Source organism: Streptomyces sp. NPDC104096 (assembly GCF_055584385.1).
The window spans coordinates 57564-83625 of the sequence record NZ_JBVJMD010000042.1 but is presented as its reverse complement, the minus strand read 5'-3'; the positions used below and the strand labels follow the sequence as shown (position 1 = coordinate 83625).

The window sequence follows — 26062 nt, the reverse complement described above, 5'->3', positions numbered from 1 at the left end:
GGGGACTGGCCGGACACGGATCCCGTGGTCGCGCGTGATGTCCGGCATCCGGCGTACGTGATCTACACCTCGGGTTCGACGGGCCGTCCCAAGGGTGTGGTGGTGAGTCATGCCGGTGTGTCGGGTCTGGTGGCGGCGCAGGTCGAGCGGCTCGGTGTGGCGCGGGGCAGTCGGGTGCTGCAGTTCGCCTCGCCGAGTTTCGACGCGGCTTTCTGGGACCTGTGCAGTGCCGTGCTGACCGGTGCCGCCCTCGTGCTGGCTCCGTCCGAGGCGCCGCTGGAGGCCCTGACGGACCGCGGGCTCGGCGTCACCCATGTGACGCTTCCGCCGTCGGCCCTGGCCGCGGTGGAGAGTGCCGACTTCACGGCCACCACTTTGGTGGTGGCGGGTGAGGCGTGTCCGCCGGAGTTGGTGGCGCGGTGGGCGCCGGGCCGGCGGATGATCAACGCGTACGGTCCGACGGAGACGACGGTGTGCGCGACGATGAGCGCTCCGCTGGCCCCGGGGGCCGGTGTGCCGCCGATCGGCCGGTCGGTCGCGGGCTTCCGGGTGTACGTCCTGGACGAGCGGCTGCGGATCGTGCCGCCCGGGGTGACGGGGGAGCTGTACGTCGCCGGACCCGGTCTGGCGCGCGGGTACCTGAACCGGCCCGGGCTGACGGCCGGTCGGTTCGTGGCCTGCCCGTTCGGCCCGGCGGGTGCGCGGATGTACCGCACGGGCGACCTGGTGCGTAGGCGTACCGACTGCGAGCTGGAGTACGTCGGCCGTGCCGACGACCAGGTGAAGGTGCGCGGCTTCCGCATCGAACTCGGCGAGATCGAGGCGGCGTTGGCCGCGCATCCCGGCATTGCCCAGGCGACCGTCATCGCCCGCGAGGACCGGCCGGGCGACAAGAGGCTGGTCGCCTACCTGGTGCCGGCTCTCAAGGGCGCGCCCGAGGCGGCCGATCTGTCCGGTCGGCTGCGCCGTGAACTGCCCGACTACATGGTGCCGGAGGCGTTCGTCACGGTGGACGCGCTGCCGCTGACCGTCAACGGCAAGCTGGACCGGGCCGCCCTGCCGGCCCCCGAGTACGGGGCGTCGGACGCCGGGCGAGGCCCCCGGACGCCGCACGAACAGCTGCTGTGCGGTCTGTTCGCCGAGGTCCTCGGCCGGGAACAGGTGGGCATCGACGACGGTTTCTTCGACCTGGGCGGGCACTCGCTGCTGGCCGCCCGGCTGGCCTCCCGGGTCCGCGAGACCCTCGGCGTGGTGCTGGGCCTGCGCATGCTGTTCGAGGCGCCGACCGTGGCCGGGCTCGCCGAGCGCCTGGTCATGAACGATCCCGACGACGCGTTGGACGTGGTGCTGCCGCTGCGTTCGACCGGGACCGGCACACCGCTGTTCTGCATCCACCCCGGCGGCGGCATCAGCTGGTCGTACAGCGGGCTGCTGAACCACGTCGGGCCCCAGCACCCGGTGTACGCGATCCAGGCGCGCGGCCTCGGCCGGCCCGAACCCCTGCCGGCGTCCTACGAGGAGATGGCGGCCGACTACGCCGACCAGATCCGGAAGATCCAGCCGGAGGGCCCGTACCTGGTGCTCGGCTGGTCCGCCGGCGGGCTGATCGCCCACGCGCTCGCCTGCGAGCTGCAGTCGCGCGGCGAGCGGACCGCGCTGCTGGCCATCCTCGACGCCTACCCGGTGAAGGACGTGCAGTTCGAGGACGTGCCCGTGCCCGCCGAGCGGGACGTGCTCGCCGGCGTGCTCGACATCGACCCGAACGAGCTGGGCGACCGGGAGCTGACCTACGCCGAGGTGGCCGAGGTGCTGAACCGGCGGGGCAGCGCGCTGGCCGGCCTGTCGGAGCGGCAGATCGAGGTCATCGTCCAGATCATGATCAACAACGCGAAGCTGGCGGCCGACTTCGTCCCCGGCACGTTCGGCGAAGACCTGCTGCTGTTCAACTCCACGATCGACCGGACCGAGGGCAACCACGGGCCCGGGACCTGGCGCCCGTACATCGCCGGCCGGATCGAATCGCACGAGATCACCACCCGGCACGACCGGATGACCGAAGCAGGCTCGCTGGCCCAGATCGGACCGATCCTGGCCGCCAGGATCGCCGAGGCCATCAATGACACCACCCTTTCCCACCAGGAGGACTGACCCATGACCAACCCCTTCGACGACCAGGACGGCACCTTCCTCGTCCTCGTCAACGACGAGAACCAGCACTCGCTCTGGCCGCAGTTCGCGGACGTCCCGGCCGGCTGGACCGTCGCCCACGGCCCCGACACCCACGCCGCCTGCCTGGAGCACGTCGAGCGGAACTGGACCGACATGCGGCCCAAGAGCCTCGCCGACTCCATGAACGCCCAGCAGTAGCGCGGCCCGCAGTGAACCTGACCGAAACCACCGACGAGGCCCGCGACAGCGCGGGCCTCGCCCCGCCCGGCGACCTCGCCGCGGCACTCGACACCCCCGAGGCCCGCCGGGACCCGTACCCGTTCTACGCCCGCATGCGGCGCGAGGACCCGGTCCACCGCAGCGACCGGGGAATCTGGTACCTCACCCGGTACACCGACGTCGAGGCGGCGCTGGGTGACCCGCGGCTGTCCATCGACCGGGACCGGATGACCCGAGCCTTCGGCGCGTTCGGCGGCGACCTGAAGAACCTCAGCCGGCTCATGGACCGGCTCGGCCGGGTGATGACCAACACCGACCCGCCGGACCACGCCCGGCTGCGCAGGCTGGCCAACCGGGCGTTCACCGCCCGGCGGGCCGAAGCCCTGCGCGACGGCATCCAGCGGATCGTCGATCGGCTCGTCGACGAGGCGGTCGCGGCGGGGCCGACCATGGACCTGATCGAGGCGGTCGCCTCGCCGCTGCCGCTGGCCGTCGTCTGCGACCTCTTCGGCATCCCGCCCGAGGACCGCCCGCAGGTCAAGACCTGGTTCCGCCGCTTCGGCCGGATCACCGAGGACATCGACAAGTCCGAGGAGGCGATCGGGCAGTACGAGGAGTACCTCGCCCACCTCGTCCGCCGCCGCCGGGCAGACCCCGGCGACGACCTGATCAGCGCCCTCGTCGCCACCCAGGCACAGGACGACCGGCTCACCGACTCCGAACTGCTCTCCACCTGCTTCGTCCTGATCACCGCAGGCGACGAGACCACCACCCACCTGGTCGGGAACGCCGTCCTCGCCCTGCTGCGCCACCCCGGCCAACTGGCCCGGCTGCGCGAGGACCCGGCGCTGATCCGTACGGCCGTCGACGAACTCACCCGCTACGACACGCCGACCCAGGCGATCGTCCGGGTCGTCGCGGAGGACCTGGAGATCGGCGGGCGGACGCTGCGGGAGGGCGAGCTGGTGTACCTGTTCCTCGCCGCGACCAACCGCGACCCCGAGCGCTTCGAGGCCCCCGACCGGCTCGACCTGACCCGCCCCGGGAACCGGCACCTCAGTTTCGGCCTCGGTCCGCACTTCTGCCTCGGCGGCCCGCTGGCCAAGGTCCAGGCCGAGGTGGCCGTCGGCACCCTGGTCCACCGGCTTCCGCAACTGCGGCTGGCCGACGAGGCCGCCGACGGCGCCGCCCTCGAATGGCGGCCCAACCCGCTGCAACGGCGGCTGAGCGCCCTCCCGCTCACCTACTGACCCACGAACCACTGAACGAACGACGACGAAGGAGAACCGACCATGGCCCGAGAGTTCGAGGTCCGCCGGGAACAGGACCTGCCCGCCACCCCCGAACAGGTCTGGCAGGCGATCGCCACCGGTGCCGGCAACCTCGGCTGGCTGTACCCGATGGAGGTCGAACCGCGCGTCGGCGGAAAGGTGTCCCGGGGTGACTCCACCGTCGTGGCCTGGGAGCCGCCGCGGCACTTCGCCGTCCGCGCGACCCAGGACGACGGCTTCTCCAACACGCTCAGCTACCACATCGAGCCGGCCGACGGCGGAACGAGCCACCTGCGGATGGGGATCCACTGGGTCCACACGGGCGTCGTCGACGACACCTGGAAGTGGGACGCCAAGTCGGACGCGGCCGAGAAGCACGTCGACTTCTACCAGCACTCCCTTCCCGAGTACCTGAGGCACTTCGCCGGCCGCCCCGCCGTCTACGTCAGGGCGATCCGTCCCGAAGCCACCACCGACCCGGCCGACTTCGCCGCCCTGCGCCGGCGCCTCGGCGTCGCCGACGGCACGGCCGTCGGCGACCGGCTGTCGGTCGACCTCCCGGGTACGGACGGCGGCCCGACGGAGGTGGTCGTGGACTGGCTGAGCCCCGACTTCGTGGGCCTGCGGGGCCCGGACGCGCTGTACCGGCTCTTCAACGGCAGCTCCTGGAACGTGCCGATCTGGCTGGGCCACCACCTGTTCGCCGCGGACACGGACGAAGAGCTGGCCACCAAGGCCTGGAACGCCTGGCTCAACGGCGCCTGACTCCGTCGCACGACTCCGACCCCGTCACACGACACGACCGAAGGACCTCAGGTGGAAACACTGCTCTACGCCGCCGAACTCGTCCGGGAGGACGGCGCCTACAAGCTCGTGGTGCAGGACGTGGTGCGGGACACGGTCCAGGTCACCCCGGTTCCCGAATCCGCGGTGGCCAAGCTCCCGACCTTTCTGTCGGTGCTGAGCTCCAAGCTCGGCCCGGCGTCGGCCCGCGGTCGCCGGTAGACCGCTTCCGGCTTCACGGAGCCGGTGCCGCCCGGCAGTCGACGTACCGGACGGCACCGGCCCCGTACCCCTGCCGGACGTCAGCCCAGGACCGTCCTGGAGACGGCGTCCTCGGCCATGGGTCGGCTGCGGGAGAAGGCGCCCAGGCCGGCATCGTCGAGCCACTCCCTGGGGTCGCAGGCGGGCAGCGTACTGGCGATGAGGAGGTGTCCGCCGGAAGGGCGCGGACGGACCCCGAGGTCGACGTCGGCCACGATCGGACCGGACGCGGCCGCGGTACCGATCGCGCTCGACGCGCTGGTGGATCGGTGGCCGACGCCGCCGGCTTTGTCGACGACCACGACGCGCCGACCGGTGCGCGCCAGCTCCAGTGCCACCGAGGCACCGGCTCCCACGACGACCGCGTCCGCGCCGGACGGAGGCGTGTCCTGCATGGCGTTCATCGTGCCACCGCGATCGACGGCGTCGGCCGCGCCCTCCCGGGCCGGACGCGAACACGCCGGGCGATTTCCCCCGTCCGAGCGAGGCCGCCCGACGCGCGGTCCGGTCCCATTGCTGACGCTGTGTCACCTCTGGCCGCACACTGGCGTCATGGTCATCGATCCAGGAGACTCCCCGGACGGCTCGACGGCGCGCGAGATCGACCGGCTGGCCACCTCGTACTGGGACTTCCTGCTCGCCCGCGAGCCGTCGCTGCGCACGCGCCGCGGGCTGCCGGTCGAGTCGCTGCCGGGGGTGTCCGCGGCGGAGGCCGACGAACGCGCCGGGTTCGCCGCGGGAGTGCTGAGCCGGCTGGGTGCGCTGCGACCGGCGGAGCTGTCCGGCGCCGCCGCCGACACGGCGGGCTTTCTGCGGGTGCTGGCCGAACAGGAGACGGAGGCGGCGCGGTTCCACTGGCTCACCCCCACCGCCACGCCGTACCAGCTCTTTCTTCTCCAGCAGTACGGCGACACGGTCTTCCGCCCGTTCCGCTTCGAGCACCGGGCCGACGCGGACCGGTACGTGACCCTCGTACGGGACCTGGCCCGCTGCGTCGCGTCGATCGGCGACAAGGTCGCCGGGCAGGCGGCACGGGGCTTTCACGTCCATGCTCCGGCCCTGACCGGTGTCCGCACCACACTCACCCGGCTGCGGGAGTCGGTGGCACGGTACGTCCGGGCGGACGCCGGGCGGCTCACCCGGCTCGGCGCGGCGAGCCGGGGTCACCTGCACGACGCGGTGGAGCGGCTCGTGGCCACCGAACTGGAGCCGGCGTTCGACCGCCTCTACGCCCTCGTGGGCGACCCGCACTACCTCCGGCGGGCGCCGCAGACCGTCGGCTGGGCCCACTACCCGGAGGGCGAGGCGGCGTACCGGGCCTTCGTCAGGACGTACACCTCCGGCGACACACCGCCCGAACGCCTCCACGAACTCGGCCGCGAGCACTGCCGCGAACTCGGCGAGCGGATGCGGGAGATGCGCGACACGCTCGGCTTCACCGGGACGGAGGCGGAGTTCAACGAACGGCTCGCGACCGAGCCGCGCCTGTACGCCGCCACCCCGGAGGAGGTCGAAGCCCGCTACCGAGGACACCTCGACCGCCTCGCACCGCTGCTGCCGCGCTGGTTCGCGGTCCTGCCCAGCGCCCCCTACGACGTGGCCCGCCTCGACCCGGCGCTGGAGGGGTCGATGACGTTCGGCTACTACGAACCGCCGACCGCCAAGCGACCGGTGGGGCGCTACCACTACAACGCCTCGGACCTGGCACACCGCTCACTGCTCGGCGCGGCCGCGCTGATCTACCACGAGCTGTCGCCCGGACACCACTTCCACCTCGCCCGCCAGGCCGAGAACACCGCGCTGCCCGACCTGCGACGCGAACTGGCGTCCTTCGGCGGGTTCGTGGAGGGCTGGGCGGAGTACGCGGCGGGGCTCGGCTGGGAGATGGGGCTGTACGACGATCCTTGGGACGCGTACGGACGGCTGGCCCATGAACGGTTCACCGCGCAGCGCCTCGTCGTCGACACCGGCCTCAACCTCGGGACGATGACACTGGAGGAGGCGCGCGCCTTCATGCGCGCCCACGCGGCAGCCGAGTCCGAAGAGCAGATCACGACCGAGTTGTTGCGCTACGCGACCGACATGCCGGGGCAGGCGCTGACCTACCGGGCAGGTCATGCGGAGTTCACGGCACTGCGGGCGGCGTGCGAACGCGGCGCCGGTGCCGCGTTCGACGTGCGCGCCTTTCACGAGAGCGTGCTGGTCGGCGGCACACTGCCGTTTCCCGCGCTGCGCAGCCGGGTGGAGAGAGAACTGCAACTGCACGGGGATTCCAGGAAAGGGCCGCTCTACTCGAAGGAGTGAAGGCCACGGGGAATCTGTGGCCGTCCGCTCGACCTCGGATACTCTCTGTGATGGACGGCGGCGGCTCGCTGATGCGGAATGCACGCATCCCGCCGAGTTCTCTCGTGTTCACTCACGTTTCGCTGTTCCACCTCACCATGTTGTCTTCCATCACCATCCCCTCGACAGAAGAGAAGGATGTCGTGCCATGCCGCCTGTAGTACCTCCTTTCCTGCTCGGTCTGATTACCGCATCCCTGGTGAAGAGGGTGGGCAAGCCCTTGATGCGAGGGCTCGTCAAAACGTCGGTGGGGCTGGGGATCGAAGTCAAGAGGGCCGTCCAGGAAGCCGGCGAGGGAATCCAGGATCTCGCGGCCGAGGCGACCGCCGAGGTGCTCACGACTCAGACCCCGCAAGGTGCGGAGCACGGCGTCGGCGTCCCGGAGGACGGGACCGCGGGCCGGGTCGCGGCGTCCACCGGCACGGCGCCCGCGGCCGCGGATGCGAACGTGGGACAGGCCGTCGGTGGGGACAAGCCCGTGGGCAAGGCCCGCGGTGCCGGTGCGGTCGCCGCCAAGGTGCGCTGAGTCGGCCGGCTCTTCAAGAGAACACCCTGAGGGAGACAGGTCAGATGTCTGCGACCGGAACCCCGCTGTATTCCGCGGAACTCATCCAGGAAGGCGGTGCCTACAAACTCGTCGTGACCGATCGTCAGCGCCACACCGTGCAGACCGCGTACGTGTCCAGAAGGGCGGTCGAGCAGCTTCCCGTCTTCCTCTCCAAGCTCGACTCCCTGCACCTGCGGGGGATCCGTCGGCGATGACGGCGACCGAGGCGAAGAAGTGGTTCCGGGTCCACCGGCGTGCGGCGGACCCCAGGCTCCGACTGGTGTGCTTCCCGCACGCCGGCGGCACGGCACAGCTGTTCCACGGCTGGCCCGCGCTGCTGCCGGCGGACATCGAGGTGCTCGCCGTGCGGTACCCCGGCCGTCAGGACCGGCTCGCGGAAGCCTGCATCGAGGACATGGCCACTCTGGCCGACACCGTCGAGGACGCACTGCGGCCCTGGCTCGACCGGCCGCTGGCGCTCTTCGGGCACAGCATGGGCGCCAGCGTCGCCTACGAGGTGGCCCTGAGGCTGGAGGCCCGCGGCATCGTCCCCGAGCACCTGCTGGTCTCAGCGCACGAAGCCCCCCACCGGGCCGAACGCGTCGCGCTGCACGACGTCGACGACGAAGCCCTGATCACCCATGTCCGGCAACTCGGCGACCTGCACTCGGAGGCCTACGACATCCCGGAACTGCGCGAGCTGCTGCTGCCCGCCCTCCGCTCGGACTACCGGCTGCTCGCGGGCTACCGTCCCGCGAATCCCGCTCCGGTCAAGGCGCCGATCACCGCGTACGTCGGCCAGGACGACCGCAGTTGCGCGCTCGACGCGGTCCTCGCCTGGTCCGGCCTCACCGCCCCGGGCTCCTTCGAACTGCACCCGTTCCCCGGGGACCACTTCTACCTCGTGCCCCGGGAGACCGAAGTGGTCGCGGACGTGGCGGCACGCCTCGCGCGCGCGTGCATGGCGCCCGCGAGATTCCCAGGAGACGATGGTCGTACCGGGCGCTGAGACGCGCGGTGTCCCCGGCAGCGGCCACGAAGGCCGGGACGGAGGGAACCATGCGACCGGGCACACGTATCGCCGACGCGATACTCCGGCTGCTCAGCCGGGACTGGGCCGGGCCGGCCCTCGCGCTGCTGCCGGCGGCCGCGGGTGCCTGGTGCGTCACCCTGGGGACCGGCTGGCGGATCCTCGGAGCAGTGCTGCTGGCCGTGGCCCTGGCGCTCGGCCTCGGGTCGCTGCGCCATCTGCTGCACGTGGCCCGGGTGCGGGTGAGGTATCCGCCGCCCGGACGCATGGTCGACGTGGGCGGCTACCGCATGCACGTCCTGGCCGAGGGGGACGGCGGACTGCGGCCCACCGTGGTCTGGATGCCGGGCGGCCATGCCGCCGGGTACGCCATGTACCCGCTGCACGCGCTGGCGCGGGAACAGATGCGTTCGGTCCTGGTGGACCGTCCGGGGTCCGGCTGGAGCGACCCGGGCCCGTTCCCGCGCACGACGGCGGCAGAAGCCGTCGAACTGCTCGAAGCGCTGGAGCGGGCCGGTGAGAAGGGGCCCTACGTCTTCGCGGGGCACTCGCTCGGGGGACTGCTCATGGCCAACGCAGCCAGGCGCCGCCCCGATCTGGTGGCAGGCCTGGTACTGCTCGACCCCACCCCGCCCGACGCCCTCGCCTTCGGCCCGGCGCTTCCGGCCCTGCGGCATGGCCCGAGGAACCAGACCGTCCTCGCGCTGCGCCACCTCTTCGGCCTGCACGCTCTCGCGGGCAGGAAGGAGACACCCAACGACCAGGACCCTGCGCAGGTTCTCGCCATGGTCGAACTCAGGCCCAAGGCGAACTGCGCCGCGGCATCGATCCTGCGAGAGCTGTCCCCGGACGGCATCACCAGAAACGGCTGGCAGACGGCCGTGCACGACGGGGAGCTCGGCTCGCTGCCCCTCCTGCTGGTGGCGCCGCGCGATCTGACGGGTGGTGGCGAGATCTTCGACGCGGTCGACGATCCGGAGGAGAGCGCCCGGGTGCGGCACTTCTTCCTCACCGTCAGAGAACGATTTCTCGCGGCCTCCAGCAGAGCGCGGAGGGTCTACACCCCGGAGGGAACCGGCCACGACTTCCCGGACCGCGTACCCGAATTCGTCGTGGAGGTGGTGGGCTCACTGCTCGACCAGTGCGAGCCGGGTGCGCCGGAACCGCTCTGATCGCGTTGCGCGGTGATGATCCGTTCCGGCGGGTTTCCGCCCGAACGAATGAACAGCGTCAGCCTCTACAGGCACATCGGCCGAGGTCCGACTATCGTGATTTCGGTGGGGGGCGAATTCCTGCCCAGCGCTGTCGGCCGGACGACACTGGCTCGTGCGGCGTCGGCGGTCGTGCTGTGTACACAAGAAGAGGGTTCACACATGCTCCCCACAGTTTCTCCCTTCCTCGTCGGCATGATTGCGGCCCCTCTGGTCAAGAGAGTGGCGAAACCGTTGGCGCGAGGCGTCATCAAGACGTCCGTCGGCCTGACCTTCGAGATCAGGCGTGCGGTCATCGAGGCCGGCGAGGAGATCCAGGGCCTCACCGCGGAAGTGGCCGCAGAGAAGCTGGCGAGTTCGGCTCGCGTACGTCGTGGGCATGTCGACGGTGAGATGACGGCGCACGGCGCCGCGGTCGGCTGAGGACCGTCGGCCGACGGGACGTGCGCGTCCCCGTGTGAGGTGGCTTCGGCGCCCCGGGGCAGGGCGGAGCGGTTCAGCACGCGTCCGGCGGGGTGCGCGGGAGGCGGGCGAGGAAGTCGAGCGCGAACCGGGCGGCGCCGCGGCTCGCCCGGGGGACGTCGGTCTCGTCGGTCTCGTCGGCCTGCCCCACCCGGTGGGACGCGCCGTGGACGACCAGCACGTCGAGGCGCGGATTGAGGTAGGCGCCCTGCAGGAACCCGTGCCCCTCGGTGTCGACGAGCAGTGCGTCGTGTGCGTGCCGGGCCAGCATCCCGGCCGTCCACGACCTGTCGTCCCCGACCAGGGTGGGGCCGGTGGCCACCAACCCGAGGAGGGCCCGAGAGGCGTCGGCGTCCGGTGACCGCCCGGTCCACGGTTCGCCACGGGCGAGATGACGGGCGTACTGGATCATCCGGTAACCGGCGCGGTGCGTCCTGGCCCGCGCCAGCGTCCCCTGCGCGGTCTCCGTCACCGACTGGTAGTCGACGACCGATTCGGCGACCACGACGTCACCGGGCCGGATGCCGCCGAGGCCGCCGCCGAGACCGACGAAGACGACCGCCTCGGGCCCGAAGGCACTGCCCGCCCGGTCCAGTTCGAGCCCCGCCGACGCCATGCCGGGCTCGATCCGCACGAGCGCCACCTCCCAGGCTCCCTCCTCCGTCGGCAGCACGCCGGTCTCGTACACGGTGCCGCGCACCTCGCGCAACGCGAAGGGGCCTTCCAACGCGGCGCGCAGGGCGCCGTACACGTCGTCCGAAGGGGTGACGAGCACGGCCCCCCGGTGTCCACCCGCTGCCGCCCCTGTCCCCCCTGCCGCCCCGATCACCGCGGTCCTCGCCGGAACCGCTCCCGCGGTGGCCAGTACCTCGCGCACCGGGGGCAGGGCAGCGTCGAGCGCCGCTATCTCCCGCGCCAGCCGTGCCGTCAGCCAGTCGGCGAGCAGTCGGTCATCTCCCAGGGGGCCGGTGGCGTCGGGCATCCAGCTCAGCGCCGCACGGAGGTTCGCGGCGATGTCGCCGCCCGCCTGCATCATGCGGTCCAGGAGGGCGCGTTCGTGGGAGGCGGACTCGCTCCAGCGTCCGAGGCGGTCGACGAGTTCGGCGCGCGGCCCGGACCGCCGGGCCAGGGCGTCCAGGGTGGAGTCGACACCGTCCCGGATGCGGCGGGTCGGCCGGCCGTCGTCGAACTGGCGCAGGTGGTGGCGGACCTTGGCGGCGTGCAGCAGATGCTTGGTCAGCGGGGCCGGCCGTCCGTCGCGGAAGGTGGTCCAGACGATGCCGTCGGCCCGCGACTCGTGGGCCGCGGGCACGGTGAGCGCGAGCCTGCGCAGCGGGCGGCCGTCGTCGAGATCCGGACCCGGCTCCCAGACCTGGAGCGCGCCGAGGTCGGCCGTCGTGGCCAGCGGGACGGCCGTGGTACGTCCCGGCCGCCAGCAGCCGATCGCGCCCGGCCCGGGAAACGCCTCCCGGACGAGGCCCGGCGCGTCCTGACCGGCGTCCTGAACCGCGTCCTGACCGGCGTTCTGACTTGCGTCCTGGCCGGTGTCGTGGACGCAGAGGAAGAGCCGGGCCTCCCCGAGGGCTCCCGGTCTGCCGCCCAGGTCCGCCACCCGGCGTTCGAGGCCCGCCCACACCCGTCCGCACGGCTCCTCGGTCTCGGGAGCCATCATCAACGTCAGCAACAGCACGTCGTGTTCGGCCCGGAGGAACGCCTGCCAGATTCCGCCGGTCTCCCGTCGCACCGCGGCGATGCCGCCCGAACTGCCGGCCGGAGCGGGGATCGTGTCCGGCAGCACGGTGGGCAGCCCGAGCGCGGCGACGGGACGGTCGTAGCCGAGCCGTACGACGATCTCGTGCCACAGCGTGCGCAGTCCCTGCCAGGCCGGTTCGGCGTCGGGGCCGACGGCGGGGACGAAGACATGGGTGAGCAGAGCCGGGGCCGTAAGAGCGCCGGCGCCCCGCATCAACCGCCGCCCGAGACGTTCTTGTCGATCCGCCAGATGAGCTCGTTGCCGAGGTCGCGCCGTGCCGCCGAGGCCTCCACCTCCGGATCGTCCTCCTCGTCCGGGCCCGGCTCCTCGCCGACCTCGCGCGAGGCCCGGAACGTCATCGCGTCCAGGTCCAGCACGGCCTCGCGCAGCGCCGTCTCGTCGCCGTCGTCGAGCGCCGCGGACAGCCTCGCCACGGCCTCGTCGAACGAGGTCCACTCGGACGCGGTGAGCCGCATACGGAGCGTCAGGCTCACCGCCTCGCCGGCTTCCTGCGCCAGGACGGGATCGACCGGCACGCGGTACCCCTCTCCTCGTCGGCCCGTCAGACCCGGGGCCGTCTCGTCGTCGTGCGGGATGGTCGCCCGACTCTCAGGCCCCCATATGGATGTGCGCCGCCCACACCTCCGGAAACCCCTCCCAGCGGTCGCGCAGTCGGCGGGTCGCCCGGTGCAGAGCGTACGGCGCGTCCGCCGCGCCGTACGTCCCGAGAGCGTCGTACACCTCGGTGGCGACCTGGAGGGCGTGCCGGTCGGCGACCCGCCACAGGGTGGAGACGACGTGCGAGAAGCCGGCGAGCTGGAACGCCGCCGCGAGGTGGATCGCCTCGTCCGGCAGTACGGTGCCCCGGCGCGAGGTGGCGCAGGCCGACAGGTAGGCGAACTCGGCCCGGTCCAGGCGCAGTCGCACGATCTCCGCCACGGTCAGCGGCGCCCGGAGGTGGTCGTGGACGAGGAGCCGGCTGTCGGACGGGGCGTCCAGATCACCGTACGCGTGGCAGGCGAGGTGGACCCAGTCGAATGCGGGCAGATCGGTCAGGAGCCGGTCCCGGGTCGCCTCGGGGCCCTCCAGGACGGTGACGTCCGCGCGCGTGCGCGAGCGCAGCAGGTCCGTCTCGGCACGGGCGCCGGGGATGTCCCGGGCGCCGGGCGTGCGGGACATGGCCACGCCGAGCGCGCGCACCGGGTCGTGGCCCGCGCGCCCGGGGCGGGGGCGACGGGCGTGCCGCAGGGCGCGCAGATTCGGGGTGTACGAGGACACGACGCGGTCGATCACCGTGCGGGGTACGGCGTCGTCGCGGGTGTCGTGGTGGCCGGCGGCGTGCAGCGGCAGCAACGACAGCAGGCCCGAGGGGCACCACCACAACCGGGCCGGTGCGCTGTCGAAGTGGTCCAGCACCGGACCGGTGACCTCGTCCCACAGCCACCCCAGGGTCTCCTCGAAGGCCTTGCGCCCCTCCCGCCGGCCGGCGGGATCGGGCCGCGGCGGCCCGGGATCGAGATAGGCGAGAACAGCCTCCACGCGCCCCTGCACGGCCTCCGGGGTCAGTCCGGGCAGGGGCACGACCTCGATGCCGTCCAGGGTGAGGATCAGCGCGTCGGAGCGCAGATCGCTGACGGTGAGGACGACGACGGGGCCGTGGGCGGCCGTGGCGAGGAGTTCCCCGGCGGTGGGCGGAAGCTGGAAGCGCGCGAAGTCCGGCAGGGCCCGGATCCGGGCGAGGACCTCTGCCAGTTCTCCGGCGGCGCGGCGACGGGTGTCGGCCTGCCACGTGGCTTTGGCCGGGCCCGCCGCCCGGGACGGTACGGGTGGGGGAGCGGCATCCAGTTCGGTACGCAGCCCCTCGAACCGTTCCGCCAACGCGGGTGCGGCGCGACGCAGCGCGGTGACGTCGAGCCTCGCGTCGAGCAGACGGTTCGTCAGGACGTCGACCGACCGCTCCCACAGGGTCAGGGCGTCCTCGGCCCGGCCCACGCGCAGACAGCTCGCGGCCGCGTCCGCGCCGAGGCCGACCATGCCCCGCAGCGCCTGTTCCGTGTCGCCGCGGGTGTGGCCGGGCGGTGCGACCAGACCGACCAGGCCCACGGCGGCGGCGTGCCCCTCGGCCGCGAGCTCCCAGCGCTCGTCGAGGGCGGCGGTCGTCGCCCACTGCCGTGCCGCCGCCAGCCGCATCGTCGGTGGGCCGGCCGCCACCCCGGCGGCGCGCCGGTCGTGCTCCGTGACGGACCGCAGATCGTCGGCCGAGCCGGTGCGCAGGAACCGGCTCCACAGCGCGGCCGCCAGATTGACCAGGTACATCGACGCGTCGGGATGGTCCTCGTCGACGGCCGCCACGGCCTGCCGGCAGGCGTGGATGCCGTCGTCCAGGTACCCGGGCGACCCGTCGCGTCCGTACCGGGCGAGCAGCGCGAGCCCCAGGTTGGACCAGTGACCAGCCCGGCCCGGGTGGTCCACGGGCAGCCCGTCCAAGGCCTGTCGCAGGTGCAGGAGCGCGTGGTCGCCGTCGTTCCCGGTGGCACCGGTGCCGTGCTCGTGGCGGGCCAGCAGCGCCATGCCGAGGGTGGACAGGAGCATGGCCCGGTCCGGGTGGCCGGAAGCGGCTCGGGCGACCGCTTCACGGGCCACGTCGACCGCCTCGTCGAGACCGTCGGGGCGGCCGTCCGTCTCGACGCGGGTGAGCAGCGCCGAGCCGAGGTTCATCAGCGTCGTCACCCGGTCGGCGTGGTCGGCGGGCAGCCCGGCGAGCGCGGCGCGTTGGCGGTCCACCGCCTCGGCGAGGTCGTCGAGCATGCCGGTGTGCCGGAACCGGGTGATCAGCGCGGCCCCCAGGTTGCCGAGCATGCCGGCACGGTCCGCATGGCCGGGGGCGAGGGCCGTGAGGGCGGCCCGAGCGGCCGTGACCGCCTCGTCGGCGGTCCGCGGGTCGCCGTCCAGTTCCGCGCGGGTGCGCAGCACGCTGCCGAGGTTGGCCCGGTGCAGAGCGAGATCGGGATGGCCGGCGGAAAGCGAGCCGACCACGGCGCGGGCGATCCGCACGGCCTCGTCGAGATCGCCGGGTGCGCCGGTGCGGATCGCCCGGATCTCCAGTGCCAGGGCCAGCGTGGACCGCCTCTTCGGCCGGTGGGGGTCGTCGTCCGCGGTGACCGCGACCGCCTGCCGGGCCAGTGCCACCGCCCGGGTGAGGTCGGCCGGGTCGCCGCTCTCCCCGGCCCGTAGCCGGAGCACCTCGGCGAGGTGAGAGAGGTGCCGGGACCGGTCCGGGTGGCCCTCGGGGGTGGCGGAGAGCGCCTCGTCGAGGAGGTGTCCGGCCTCGTCGAGTCCGGCGCGCGACCCCGTGCGCTCGAACCGGCCGCGCAGCGCGGCGGCCAGGTCGGACAGGCGGTCGGCGCGGCGCACGCCGTATCCCGGCGTCGCTTCCACGGCCTGCCGCAGGACCTCGACGGCGCGGTCGGCGTCGCGGCGGTCGCCGGTGTGTTCGGCGCGCCGGTGGAGGGCGCGACCGAGGTGGACCAGGTCGGTGACGTCCGGGTGCGGGCCGTCGAGGGCGTCCTCCAGCCGGTCCACGGCCTGCTCCAGCAGGTCCCGGCGCCCCGTTCGCACGCCCTCGGTGAGCAGGGCCGTGCCGAGGGCTCCCAGGGCGAGACGGCGGCGGGGCGAGCCTGGTTCGGCGCATTCCACGGCCCGGCGGGCGGCGGCCGTCGCCGCCCGGAGGTCGTCGACCGCGCCGCCGAGCCGGAACCGGGCCAGCAGGGCACCGCTCAGCGTGGCCAGATGGGTGGCGCGTTCGGCCGCGCCGTCGGGCAGCGCGGCGAGCGATCGTTCGTGGGCGCCGACGGCCTCGTCGAGATCCGCGGCCCGGCCCGGAAGCCGGTGACCGGACAGCAGGGCGTTGCCGAGGTGGAACAGGGCCGAGGCACGGCCGGCGTCCTGGGCGCCCGGGTCCGGGCCCAGGGTGGCGCGGCGCGCCGCGGCGATCGCCTCGTGAAGGTCCTCCGGATCTTCGGAGTGCTTGAATCGGGCCCGCAGCGCGGCACTCAGCCCGGTGAGCCGGCTCCTGAGGGACGGATCGTCCGGAGCGGCGTCGGTGAGCGCCTGCCGGGCGCTGTCGACGGCCTCGTCGAGAGCGCCCGGGTCGTCGAGGAGCCGGTGCCGCAGCCGGAGCGCGCCGCTGAGATCGGCGAGATGGGCGGGTCGTTCGGGGTGGTCGGACGGCAGACCGTCCAGCGTCTGCCGCAGTGCCCCGATCGCTTCGTCCAGGACGTCGGTGTCCTCCGTCGTGACGGCGGACGTCAGCAGGCGTGCTGCCTGACTTCCGGCGAACAGCACCGGATCGGCGACGAGTTCGGGGTACTCGTCGAAGTACTCCGCGAGCGGTTCGGGCACCAGTTCCGGCCGGGTCGGGTACCACGGCCGGAACAGCGCGAGGGCCCGGCACAGATCGAGTTGGTCGAGACCGTCCGGCAGATGCAGATACCGGCCCAGGTGGGCCAGGCCCGCGGTACGCGTCACGGCGGCGTCGGAGGTCACGTCCGAGCTCGCGTCGATCAGCTCTCGGACGAGGCCGGGCGTGGTGTCGTCGAGCAGTTCGGTCGGGTCACCGGTGTCGGCGCAGCGGTCGACACGGGCGCCGAGTTCGGCGAGGAGGGTCTCGCGGCGGGAGGCGAGCACGGTCACCGCTGCTGCTCGGCCGAGCGCAGGACGTCGAGGAGTTCGAAGGCGAAGGCGGCGGCGTGCCGTGCGGCCCTGGGCTGTTCGGTCCGGTCGTTCTCCGCGCCCTTGTCGCTGAGCAGATCGGAGACACCGCGGACGACGAGCGCGCCGACCTGCGGGTTGAGATAGGCCCCCTGGAGGAAGCCGTAGCCCTCCATCTCGACCGCGACCGCGTCGCCGCAGTGCGCGCGCAGCAGTTCGGCGGTCCGCGAGCGGTCGTGGCCGACGACCTTGCCGCCCGCGGCGATCGGCGCGACCCAGGAGCGGGGCGGCGTCCCCTCGGGCGGAGCCGGGCGGACCCGTGCGGCCCACCGCTGTTGCCGTGCCGCGGCCCGCGCGTACTGGAGCAGGAGGTGCGAGGACGACCTCGTCTTGATGCGGGGGACGAAACCGTCCTCGGTGTCCTTGCCCCGCTCGTAGTCGTAGACGGCGTCGGCGGCCACCACGTCCCCCAGCGCGACGTCCTTGACACCGCCCGCGATGCCGACGAACAGCACGACGTCCGGGCTGAACACCCTTACCGCGCGGTCCACCTCGATGCCGGCGCTGGTGTTCCCCTGTCCGGCCTCGACCAGGGGCACGGTCCAGTGGCCGTGGTCGCCGTGGAAGGCGCCGATCTCGTAGACCGTGCCGTCGGCCTCGCGCAGCGGGCGGTGCCCGGCCGCGAAGTGCTCGGTCACCGCGCTGCTTTCCACCCCGAGGGCCGTGATCACCACCGCGGTGCGGATGCCGGCGGACCCGGAATTCGCCGTCGGAGCCCGGCCGCTGTGCTGCGTCATGGTGCGATGGTGGCAGAACCCCCATCCGTAGCGCACCACTTGAGCACTCTTCAGTCATTTGGTTCACTTGCGGTCCGGCCCGCCTGGTATGTCCGGCGCGCATCCCGCGGAGTCGGCCGAGGTCCGGAACAGGGGGGCCCGTGCCCGAGAACGACGACCTGACGGCAGGACCCCACGACCTCCCGCCGGGGATCCACGACCTCGCGGCCAGGATCCGCCGCTCCGTCGACGATCCCGTCGCACTGCGCTCGGACGCGGCGCTCGTCGACGTCGAGACCCTGGTCGCCGCGGTCGACCGGGCCGCCGCGCCGGTGACGGCCCTCGGGGACGCGGCCCGGCTGTGCGCCCGCCGCGCGGTGCTCGACGAACCCGCCGGTTCGAGCGACCCGCTCCTCACCGTCGCGCTCGCCACGGTCCTCGCCGGAGTCGGCCCGGCCGCCGTTCCCGCGGGCGTCGGAGAGCTGCTGCGCGAACTGGCCGAGCGGCATCCCGAGCAGATGGAGCTCCTGCGGACGCCCCGGGTCTGGGCGTGGGACGCACAGCGGCTGCCGCTGACGGACCCGGCAGCCCTGACCCTGCTGCGGCTCGCACGGCTCGCCCTGCCGGTCGGCGACCCGACGGCCCCCGACGTCGTGACGGTCCTCGCGGGCCGGCTGCTGCGGCTGCACCGGTACGAGGGCGGCGGCACGGCCCGGCTGGCCGAGGCGACCGTCCGCTGCCGGACGGCGGTCGCCGCGGCCGGCGCCGAACACAGCGGCCTGCTCACCAACTTCGCGCTCGTCCTCCTCGAACGCTTCGGGGTCGAGGAGGACCCGGGCCTCCTCGACGAGGCACTCGTCATCGCGAGACAGGCCCTGGCAGTGGCGCCGGAGCCGGACCGGCCGGCGGCGCTGACCAACCTGGGCACCGTCCTCGGCGCCCGCGCGGAACACCTCCACCGCAGGCCGGACGCCGAGGAGGGCGTCGCCCTGGCACGCCGGCTCCTGGCGGCCGACGCGCCGGACGCGGCAGAGCTCGCCCGGCGCCGGTGCGGACTGTCCGCAGCGCTCCAGCAGTTGTACGGACTCACCGGCGAACCGGAGGCCCTCGACGAGGCCGTCGCCCTGGCCCGTTCCGCCGCCGACGTCTGCCCGGCCGACTCCCCCGCCCTGTTCACCGTCCGCAACGCCCTCGGGGTCGTACTGCACGAGCACCACGAACGGACGGGCTCCCTCGCCGCGCTGCGCGAGACGGTCACGGCGTTCCGGGCCGCCCTCGGTCTCCTCGACGACGAGCGGCCCGAGCGGGCGTGGGCGATGTCCGACCTCGGCTTCGCGCTGTACGGACTCGGCAGCAGGACCGGCGACGCCGCGCTGCTCGAAGAAGCCGTGCAACGGTGCCGCGAGGCGGTCGGGCTGACTCCCGCCGGGCACCCGAAGGAGGTCGGTCATCTCGTCAACCTCTCCACCGCCTGCCTCGGCCTCGCCGAACGCACGGGCGACGACGGGGTGTTCGCCGACGCGCTGCGCTACGCGCGACGCGCCGTGGCGGCGGCCCCGCCGGACCGCCCGGGACGGGCCATGGCGCTCACCGCTCTGGGCACCGCCCTGGAGACATGCGCGCGCATGGCGGGTTTCGCCGTCGGCCTCGGCGAAGCCGTCGAGGCGTACCGGACGGTGCTGCGCGCCACACCCGCCGAAGACCCGGCCCGGGCGACCCGGCTGAACCAGCTGGGCGTCGCGCTGCTGGCCCTCGCCGAGAGCACCGGCGCCCTGGCGGAGCTGACCGAGGCGCTGGAGGCCGTCGAGGAGGCCGTCTCCCTGACGCCGGCCGGTCACGCGGCGCTCGGCGCGCGGCTGACCAACCGCTGTCTGGCCGAACTGGCCCGGTACGACCGTACCGGCGACACCGCGAGCCTGCGCCGCGCCGTCCGCAGCGCGCGGGAGGTCGTCGGCCTGGACACCGAGGACGCCGCACAACGCGCGGGATGGCTCTCCAACCTGGGGCTGATCCTGCACGCGGGCCTGCGCGACGGCTACCGCCCCGAGGCCGCCGACGAACTCCGGCAGGCCGTCGCGGTGAGCCGGCAGGCGGTCGAGGGCGTGCCGACCGGCCATCCCGACCGGCCGGGCTTCCTGTCCAACCTGTCCCTGGTCCTGGTCGCGGGGTACGAGCACACGGGCGACGCCGGTCTGCTGGACGAGGCCCTGAGGGTGTCCGAGGAAGCGGTGGCCACGGCTCCGGAAGGGCATCCGGCGCGGCCCCGGTACCTGTCCCAGCTGGGCATCGTCCTTCAGGCCCGCAACGGCCTCGGCCGGCGGCGGGACGAACTGGACCGGGCCGTGGAGCTGACCCGGCAGGCCGTGGAGGCGACCCCGCCCGGTCACTACGACCTGGGGCACGGCCTGGCCAACCTGGTCGACGTGCTGCTCGCGCGCTACGACCTCACCGGCGCGGTCGGCAGTCTCGACGAGGCGATCGGCGCGGTCGAGGCGGCCCTGTCCGCCATGGCCGCCGACGACCCGTGGCGCCCCACCGTGCTGCAGAAGCTCGGTCTCGTCCTGAAGTTCCGCTACGAGCGGACGGGCAGCCGGACCAGCCTGCGCGAAGCGGTGACGGTGACCGAGGAGGCGGTCTCCGGTACGCCCGACGGCCACCCGGCCCGTCCGGGGCGGCTCTCCACCCTGGCCGAGGTGCTGCTCGCGGCCTTCTTCGGGCTCGGCGAGGACGACTGTCTGCGACGGGCCCTGGCCGCCGCCGGGGAAGCCGTGGACGCGACCCCCGACGGCCATCCCGCGCGGGCGGCACGGCTCACCCGCCTGAGCCTCGTGCTGCGCTGCCGACACGAACGCTTCCACGACCCGGCGGCGCTCGCGGAGGCCGTGACCGCCGCCCAGCGGGCCGTCGACCTGACCGAGGCCGGCTCGCCCGACCACGCCGCCATGCACTACCAGCTCGGCGAGGCGCTGGAGACCCTGCACATCGACATGAGCGTGCCCGGCGCACTGGCCAGGACCGTCGAGGCGTTCCGTACGGCCGCCCGGTCCGGGAACGCCTCCCCGGTCCTGCGGGTCCACGCCGCCGCGGCCGGGGGACGGGTCGCGGCGTCCTGGCAGGACCTGGCGTCGGGTCTCGACCTGCTCGAGCACGCCATCACCCTGCTGGGCGGCGTCGCCCCGCCCGATCTGAGCCGCCCCGACCAGGAGCACCGGCTCACCCAGTTCACGGGGATCGCCTCGGACGCGGCGGCCTGCGCCATCCGGCTCGGCGATCCGGAGCGGGCGGCGGTCCTGCTGGAGCAGGGGCGCGGCATCCTGCTGGCCCAGGCGCTGGACGCGCGCACCGACGTCTCCGACCTGGCCCGGCGCCATCCGGAGCGGGCCGCGCGCCTGACCGCCCTCATGACGGAGGTCTCCGCAGAACCGACCGGGCTTGCGGCCGGTACCCACGCCTCGCCGGTACCGGCCCTCGGCACCGGGCGCGCGGCCGAACGGCGGCAGGCCGCGCGGCTGGAGCTGGAACGGCTTCTCGACGAGATCCGCCGGGACCCGCGGGACGCCGGATTCCTCCGCCCTCCCGAGCCCGCCGAACTGCGCGCCGCGGCGCAGGACGGGCCGGTCGTCCTGGTCAACGTCAGCCGGTACGACTCCCACGCCCTGCTCGTGCGGCCCGCCGCCGTGGAGGCCGTACCGCTGCCCGACCTCGACGCCTTCCGGTGCGAACAGCGGGTGCGCGCCTTCTACTCCGCCCTGGAGACCGTCCGGTCCCGGGTGACGGCCGAGCGCCGCCGGGAGGCCGAGGCGGCGATCACAGAGGTGCTCGGCTGGCTGTGGGACGCCGTCGCCCACCCGGTGCTGCGCGCGCTCGGCCTCGACCGTCCGCCCGCGCCCGGCACCCCGCCGCCGCGCCTGTGGTGGTCGGCGACCGGCCCGCTCGGCATGCTCCCGCTGCACGCGGCCACCCGGCCCGGTCCCGGCCCCCGGCTCTCCGTCATCGACCTGGTCACGTCCTCGTACACACCCACCCTCCGGGCCCTGACCCACGCGCGCCGCGGAGCGGCCGGCACCCCGAACGGACCGGCTCTGGCCGTCTGCATGTCGCGGACGCCAGGCCATCGCGACCTGCCCGGTTCGGCCGACGAACTGCGGCTGCTGGGCGAGGTGTTCAAGGGCGGGCTGACCGAACTGTGCGGCGCGGACGCCCTCCGGACGGACATCCTGTCGAAACTGCCGGGCCACGCCTTCGCGCACTTCGCCTGCCACGCCGTGGCGGAACCCGCGACACCGTCCGCCGGCCGCCTGCTGGTGCACGACCACCAGCACCGGCCGCTCACCGTCACCGACGTGATCGCACTGCGGCTTCCCGGGGCCGAACTGGCCTTCCTGTCCGCCTGCGAGACGGCCCGCACCGGCCCGGCGCTCGCCGACGAGGCGATCCACCTCGGCTCGGCCTTCCAGATCGCGGGCTTCCGCCAAGTGGTGGCCACCCTCTGGCCGGTCACCGACCGCCGTGCGGTCCACCTCGCCCGGACGGTGTACGAGGCCGTCGCCCGGACCGGTACCACGGCGGTGGTGCCGACGGCTCTGCACGAAACCGTACGACGCTGGCGCGACACCTGGCCCGACAACCCCTCGGTGTGGGCGGTGCACGTGCACTCGGGCGACTGAGCGGGAGCGTCGGGCCGCCCTGCGCCGCCGCCCTGCCGACCGGACCCCGGTAGGGGGGCCGATGGTCCCTGTCGGGACCGGCCGGACGGGGCCGGAAGGCCATGTGGCAGGGACTGCCGGCCCAGGTGCACCACGGCCCGCGGCTTCTAGCGTTCCTGACCATGGGGAACGATCGGAACGCACGGCGCCAGGCGGCACCCGCCGGGGAAGGCTGGCCGCTGGCAGCCCGCAGACTGCTGACCCGACGTGAGGTGTCGGCCGACGGCCGAGCCGTCTTCGGCGAGAACGACCCGAAGTGGGAGACCTTCTACCGGGACCGCTGGGCGCACGACAAGGTGGTGCGCTCCACGCACGGCGTGAACTGCACCGGCTCCTGCTCGTGGATGGTGTACGTCAAGGACGGGATCATCACCTGGGAGCACCAGGCCACCGACTACCCGTCGATCGGCGCGGACTGCCCCGAGTACGAGCCGCGCGGCTGCCCGCGCGGCGCGTCGTTCTCCTGGTATACCTACTCACCCAGCCGGGTCCGCTACCCGTACGTACGGGGCGAGTTGCTGAAGCTGTGGCGCGAGGCCCGCGGGCGGCTCGGCGACCCGGTCGCGGCCTGGGCGGAGATCACCTCCGACCCGGCGAAGGCGCGGGCGTACAAGCGGGCACGCGGCAAGGGCGGCCTGGTGCGCGCCGACTGGGACGAGGCGACCGAGCTGATCGCCGCCGCCCAGGTGCACACCGTCAAGACGTACGGCCCCGACCGCGTCGCCGGCTTCTCGCCCATCCCGGCGATGTCGATGGCGTCGTTCGCGGCCGGGGCGCGGTTCCACTCGCTGATCGGCGGCACGCTGCTGTCGTTCTACGACTGGTACGCCGACCTGCCGATCGCCTCCCCGCAGGTCTTCGGCGACCAGACCGACGTGCCGGAGGCCGCGGACTGGTGGAACGCGGGCTATCTGATCATGTGGGGCTCGAACATCCCCGTGACCCGTACTCCCGACGCGCACTTCCTGACCGAGACCCGCTACAACGGCACCAAGGTCGTCGCGGTCAGCCCCGACTACGCCGACAACGTCAAGCACGCCGACGAATGGCTCGCCCCGCACCCCGGCACGGACGGGGCGCTGGCGATGGCGATGGGACACGTGATCCTGCGCGAGTTCCTCGTCGACCGTGAAGTCCCCTACTTCCAGGACTACTTGCGCAAGTTCACCGATGCCCCGTTCCTGGTGGCCCTGCGCGAGCACGACCGCGGACTCGTCCCCGACGGGTTCCTGACCGCCGCGGATCTCGGGCACGACACGGAGAACGCCGGGTCCAAGACGGTTCTCCTGGACCGGGCCACGGGCGAACCCGTGGTTCCCAACGGCTCGCTCGGCTTCCGGTGGGGGGAAGCCGGGCGCGGCCGCTGGAACCTCGACCTGGGCGACGTCGTACCCGAACTGACCCTGCTCGAAAGCGCCGAGGAGACGGCCGAGGTCGCCCTGCCCCGCTTCGACGAGGGCGCCACGGAGGGCGGTTCGGTCCTGGTGCGCGGGGTGCCGGTGCGCCGGATCGGCGGCCGCCTCGTCACCACGGTCTTCGACCTGATGCTGGCCCAGTACGGCGTCGCACGCCCCGGACTGCCGGGCAGTTGGCCCACCTCGTACGACGACGCGAGCGAGCCGTACACCCCGGCCTGGCAGGAGACGATCACCTCGGTCCCGGCGGAGCAGGCGGCGCGCATCGGCCGGGAGTTCGCCCGCAACGCGGAGCGCACCGAAGGCCGTTCCATGATCGCGCTCGGGGCCGGCACCAACCACTGGTTCCACTCCGACACGATCTACCGGGCCTTCCTGGCACTGACCACGATGACCGGATGCCAGGGTGTCAACGGCGGCGGCTGGGCGCACTACGTCGGCCAGGAGAAGGTCCGCCCGGTCACCGGTCAGCAGCACCTGTCCTTCGCGTTCGACTGGCAGCGGCCCACCCGGCACATGGCGGGCACCTCGTACTGGTACCTGAACTCCGACCAGTGGCGCTACGAGGCCTTCGGGCCGGACGAGTTGGCCTCCCCGCTGGGCGAAGGTCGCTTCAGGGGCAAGGCGTTCGCGGACACGCTCGCGCAGGCCGTACGGCTGGGCTGGACGCCCGGCCACCCCGGGTTCGACCGCAACCCGCTCGACCTGACGGACGAGGCGCGGGACCGGGGCAAGCCGGTGGCCGAGCACATCGTCGACGAACTGAAGTCCGGCAGGCTGCGGTTCGCCGTCGAGGACCCCGACGCCCCGGCCAGCTTCCCGCGCGTGCTCACCGTGTGGCGGGCCAACCTGCTGGGCTCCTCCGGCAAGGGCAACGAGTACTTCCTGCGCCATCTGCTGGGCGCCGACGCGGCCGTCCGCTCCGAACAGACCCCGCCCGAGGGGCGCCCGAAGGACGTGGTGTGGCGCGAGGAGGCCCCCGAGGGCAAGCTCGACCTGCTGGTCTGCATGGACTTCCGGATGACCTCCACCGGTCTGCTCGCCGACGTCGTGCTCCCGGCCGCGACCTGGTACGAGAAGGACGACCTGTCCAGCACGGACATGCACCCCTTCGTGCACGCCTTCACCCCGGCCATCGCCCCGCCCTGGCAGGCCCGCACCGACTACGACACCTTCCTGACCATGGCCGACCGGTTCAGCGAACTGGCCGCCGGGCACCTCGGCACCCGCACCGACGTGATCGCCGTGCCGCTGCTGCACGACACCCCGGACGAACTGGCCCAGCCGGGCGGGACGGTACGGGACTGGAAGGCCGGCGAGTGCGAGCCGGTTCCCGGCCGGACCATGCCGAAACTGGTCGTCGTCGAACGGGACTACGCCGCCGTCGCGCAGAAGATGCGCGCCGTCGGTCCGCTGCTCGACACCCTGGGCACCACCACCAAGGGCGTCACCGTCCATCCGGACCAGGAGCTGGACGAACTGCGGCGGCGCTGCGGGACGGTCAGGGACGGGGTGGCCGCCGGCCGGCCCTCCCTGGCCACCGCCTCCGACATGTGCGAGGCGATCCTCGCGCTGTCCGGCACCACCAACGGCCGGCTGGCCACCGAGGGTTTCCGGGAGCTGGAGCGGCAGACCGGCAGCGAGGGTCTGGTCGAACTCTCCGCCGAGCGCGAGGCGGAGCGGATCACGTTCGCCGACACCCGTACCCAGCCGCGCTCGGTGATCACGTCGTACGAGTGGTCGGGCTCGGAGACCGGCGGGCGCCGCTACTCGCCGTTCGTCATCAACACCGAGCACAAGAAGCCCTGGCACACCCTCACCGGTCGGCAGCACTTCTTCGTCCAGCACGACTGGATGGCCGAACTGGGCGAGCAACTTCCCGTCTACCGACCCCCGTTGAACACGCCCCGGCACTACGGCGACGAGCAGTTGCACGACCGGGACCGGGCGGAGGTCACCGTCCGCTATCTGACCCCGCACTCGAAGTGGTCCATCCACTCGAACTACCAGGACAACAAGTACATGCTCGATCTGTCCCGCGGCGGACCGACGATCTGGATGTCCACCGCCGACGCCGAGAAGATCGGCGTGCGGGACAACGAGTGGATCGAGGCGTACAACCGCAACGGCGTCGTCGCCGCCCGCGCCGTGGTCACCCACCGCATGCCCGAGGGCACCGTGTACATGTACCACGCCCAGGACCGGAACGTGAACGTGCCGAGGACCGAGGTCAGCGGCAAGCGTGGCGGCATCCACAACTCGCTGACCCGGCTGCTGCTCAAGCCCACCCATCTCGCGGGCGGCTACGCCCAGTTCACGTACGCCTTCAACTACTACGGCCCGACCGGCAACCAGCGCGACGAGGTCACCGTCATCCGCCGCCGCTCGCAGAGCGTGGAGTACTGA

At 73.2% G+C, this 26062-nt stretch carries 18 protein-coding genes; 13 read left to right on the top strand and 5 right to left on the bottom strand.

From position 1 onward, the window contains the following. The 5 genes from ACZ60B_RS31640 to ACZ60B_RS31620 form a co-directional block, all read left to right on the top strand. On the top strand, positions 1 to 2148 hold a 2148-nt coding region (locus ACZ60B_RS31640), incomplete at its 5' end, for an amino acid adenylation domain-containing protein (RefSeq protein ID WP_469393010.1). A 3-nt stretch (positions 2149 to 2151) separates the two neighbouring features. Then, positions 2152 to 2367, top strand: coding sequence for an MbtH family protein (locus ACZ60B_RS31635; protein ID WP_469393008.1), 216 nt, complete (start codon positions 2152 to 2154; stop codon positions 2365 to 2367). Between the two features lie 11 nt (positions 2368 to 2378). Next, positions 2379 to 3638, top strand: a complete 1260-nt coding sequence (locus ACZ60B_RS31630) for a cytochrome P450 (RefSeq protein WP_469393006.1) — start codon at positions 2379 to 2381, stop codon at positions 3636 to 3638. 42 nt (positions 3639 to 3680) lie between these two features. Continuing rightward, positions 3681 to 4424, top strand: coding sequence for an SRPBCC family protein (locus ACZ60B_RS31625; protein ID WP_469393004.1), 744 nt, complete (start codon positions 3681 to 3683; stop codon positions 4422 to 4424). Positions 4425 to 4475: 51 nt separating this feature from the next. Continuing rightward, a complete protein-coding gene (locus ACZ60B_RS31620) occupies positions 4476 to 4664 on the top strand; it encodes a hypothetical protein (RefSeq protein WP_469393002.1) in 189 nt (62 codons plus the stop codon). Positions 4665 to 4744: 80 nt separating this feature from the next. Here the strand turns inward: ACZ60B_RS31620 and ACZ60B_RS31615 are convergent, their stop codons facing one another. After that, positions 4745 to 5098, bottom strand: coding sequence for an FAD-dependent oxidoreductase (locus tag ACZ60B_RS31615; protein WP_469393000.1), 354 nt, complete (start codon positions 5096 to 5098; stop codon positions 4745 to 4747). Positions 5099 to 5255: 157 nt separating this feature from the next. Here ACZ60B_RS31615 and ACZ60B_RS31610 point away from each other — a divergent pair, with 157 nt between their 5' ends. The 6 genes from ACZ60B_RS31610 to ACZ60B_RS31585 all read left to right on the top strand — a co-directional run bounded on the left by ACZ60B_RS31610 (position 5256) and on the right by ACZ60B_RS31585 (position 10257). Continuing rightward, a complete protein-coding gene (locus ACZ60B_RS31610; protein ID WP_469392998.1) occupies positions 5256 to 7007 on the top strand; it encodes a DUF885 domain-containing protein in 1752 nt (583 codons plus the stop codon). Between the two features lie 187 nt (positions 7008 to 7194). Next, complete coding sequence (locus ACZ60B_RS31605) at positions 7195 to 7572, top strand: DUF5132 domain-containing protein (protein ID WP_469392996.1); 378 nt, start codon at positions 7195 to 7197, stop codon at positions 7570 to 7572. A 44-nt stretch (positions 7573 to 7616) separates the two neighbouring features. Further along, positions 7617 to 7808 (top strand): hypothetical protein, encoded by a 192-nt coding sequence (locus ACZ60B_RS31600; RefSeq protein ID WP_469392994.1) that lies wholly within the window; start codon positions 7617 to 7619, stop codon positions 7806 to 7808. Further along, complete coding sequence (locus tag ACZ60B_RS31595) at positions 7805 to 8602, top strand: thioesterase II family protein (protein WP_469392992.1); 798 nt, start codon at positions 7805 to 7807, stop codon at positions 8600 to 8602. The genes ACZ60B_RS31600 and ACZ60B_RS31595 overlap by 4 nt, the downstream gene beginning before the upstream one ends. Positions 8603 to 8652: 50 nt before the next feature. After that, positions 8653 to 9795, top strand: coding sequence for an alpha/beta fold hydrolase (locus tag ACZ60B_RS31590; protein ID WP_469392990.1), 1143 nt, complete (start codon positions 8653 to 8655; stop codon positions 9793 to 9795). Positions 9796 to 9810: 15 nt separating this feature from the next. After that, positions 9811 to 10257: a DUF5132 domain-containing protein gene (locus ACZ60B_RS31585; protein ID WP_469393019.1), complete on the top strand. Its 447-nt coding sequence runs from the start codon at positions 9811 to 9813 to the stop codon at positions 10255 to 10257. 73 nt (positions 10258 to 10330) lie between these two features. On the opposite strand, the gene ACZ60B_RS31580 is transcribed toward ACZ60B_RS31585, so the two are convergent. The 4 genes from ACZ60B_RS31580 to ACZ60B_RS31565 form a co-directional block, all read right to left on the bottom strand. Then, complete coding sequence (locus tag ACZ60B_RS31580; protein ID WP_469392988.1) at positions 10331 to 12262, bottom strand: CATRA conflict system CASPASE/TPR repeat-associated protein; 1932 nt, start codon at positions 12260 to 12262, stop codon at positions 10331 to 10333. Then, the gene (locus ACZ60B_RS31575) at positions 12262 to 12585 is read right to left on the bottom strand and encodes a CATRA system-associated protein (protein WP_469392984.1); all 324 of its coding nucleotides are present in this window, start codon (positions 12583 to 12585) and stop codon (positions 12262 to 12264) included. Before ACZ60B_RS31575 ends, ACZ60B_RS31580 begins: the two co-directional genes overlap by 1 nt. Before the next feature lie 73 nt (positions 12586 to 12658). Beyond that, the gene (locus ACZ60B_RS31570) at positions 12659 to 16741 is read right to left on the bottom strand and encodes a CHAT domain-containing protein (protein ID WP_469392982.1); all 4083 of its coding nucleotides are present in this window, start codon (positions 16739 to 16741) and stop codon (positions 12659 to 12661) included. Then, a complete protein-coding gene (locus tag ACZ60B_RS31565) occupies positions 16738 to 17556 on the bottom strand; it encodes a 5'-methylthioadenosine/S-adenosylhomocysteine nucleosidase family protein (RefSeq protein ID WP_469392980.1) in 819 nt (272 codons plus the stop codon). Before ACZ60B_RS31565 ends, ACZ60B_RS31570 begins: the two co-directional genes overlap by 4 nt. Before the next feature lie 140 nt (positions 17557 to 17696). Here ACZ60B_RS31565 and ACZ60B_RS31560 point away from each other — a divergent pair, with 140 nt between their 5' ends. Continuing rightward, positions 17697 to 22202 carry a CHAT domain-containing protein gene (locus tag ACZ60B_RS31560; RefSeq protein ID WP_469392978.1) on the top strand — a complete coding sequence of 1502 codons (4506 nt, stop codon included), beginning with the start codon at positions 17697 to 17699 and terminating at the stop codon, positions 22200 to 22202. A 161-nt stretch (positions 22203 to 22363) separates the two neighbouring features. Next, complete coding sequence (locus ACZ60B_RS31555; RefSeq protein ID WP_469392976.1) at positions 22364 to 26062, top strand: nitrate reductase subunit alpha; 3699 nt, start codon at positions 22364 to 22366, stop codon at positions 26060 to 26062.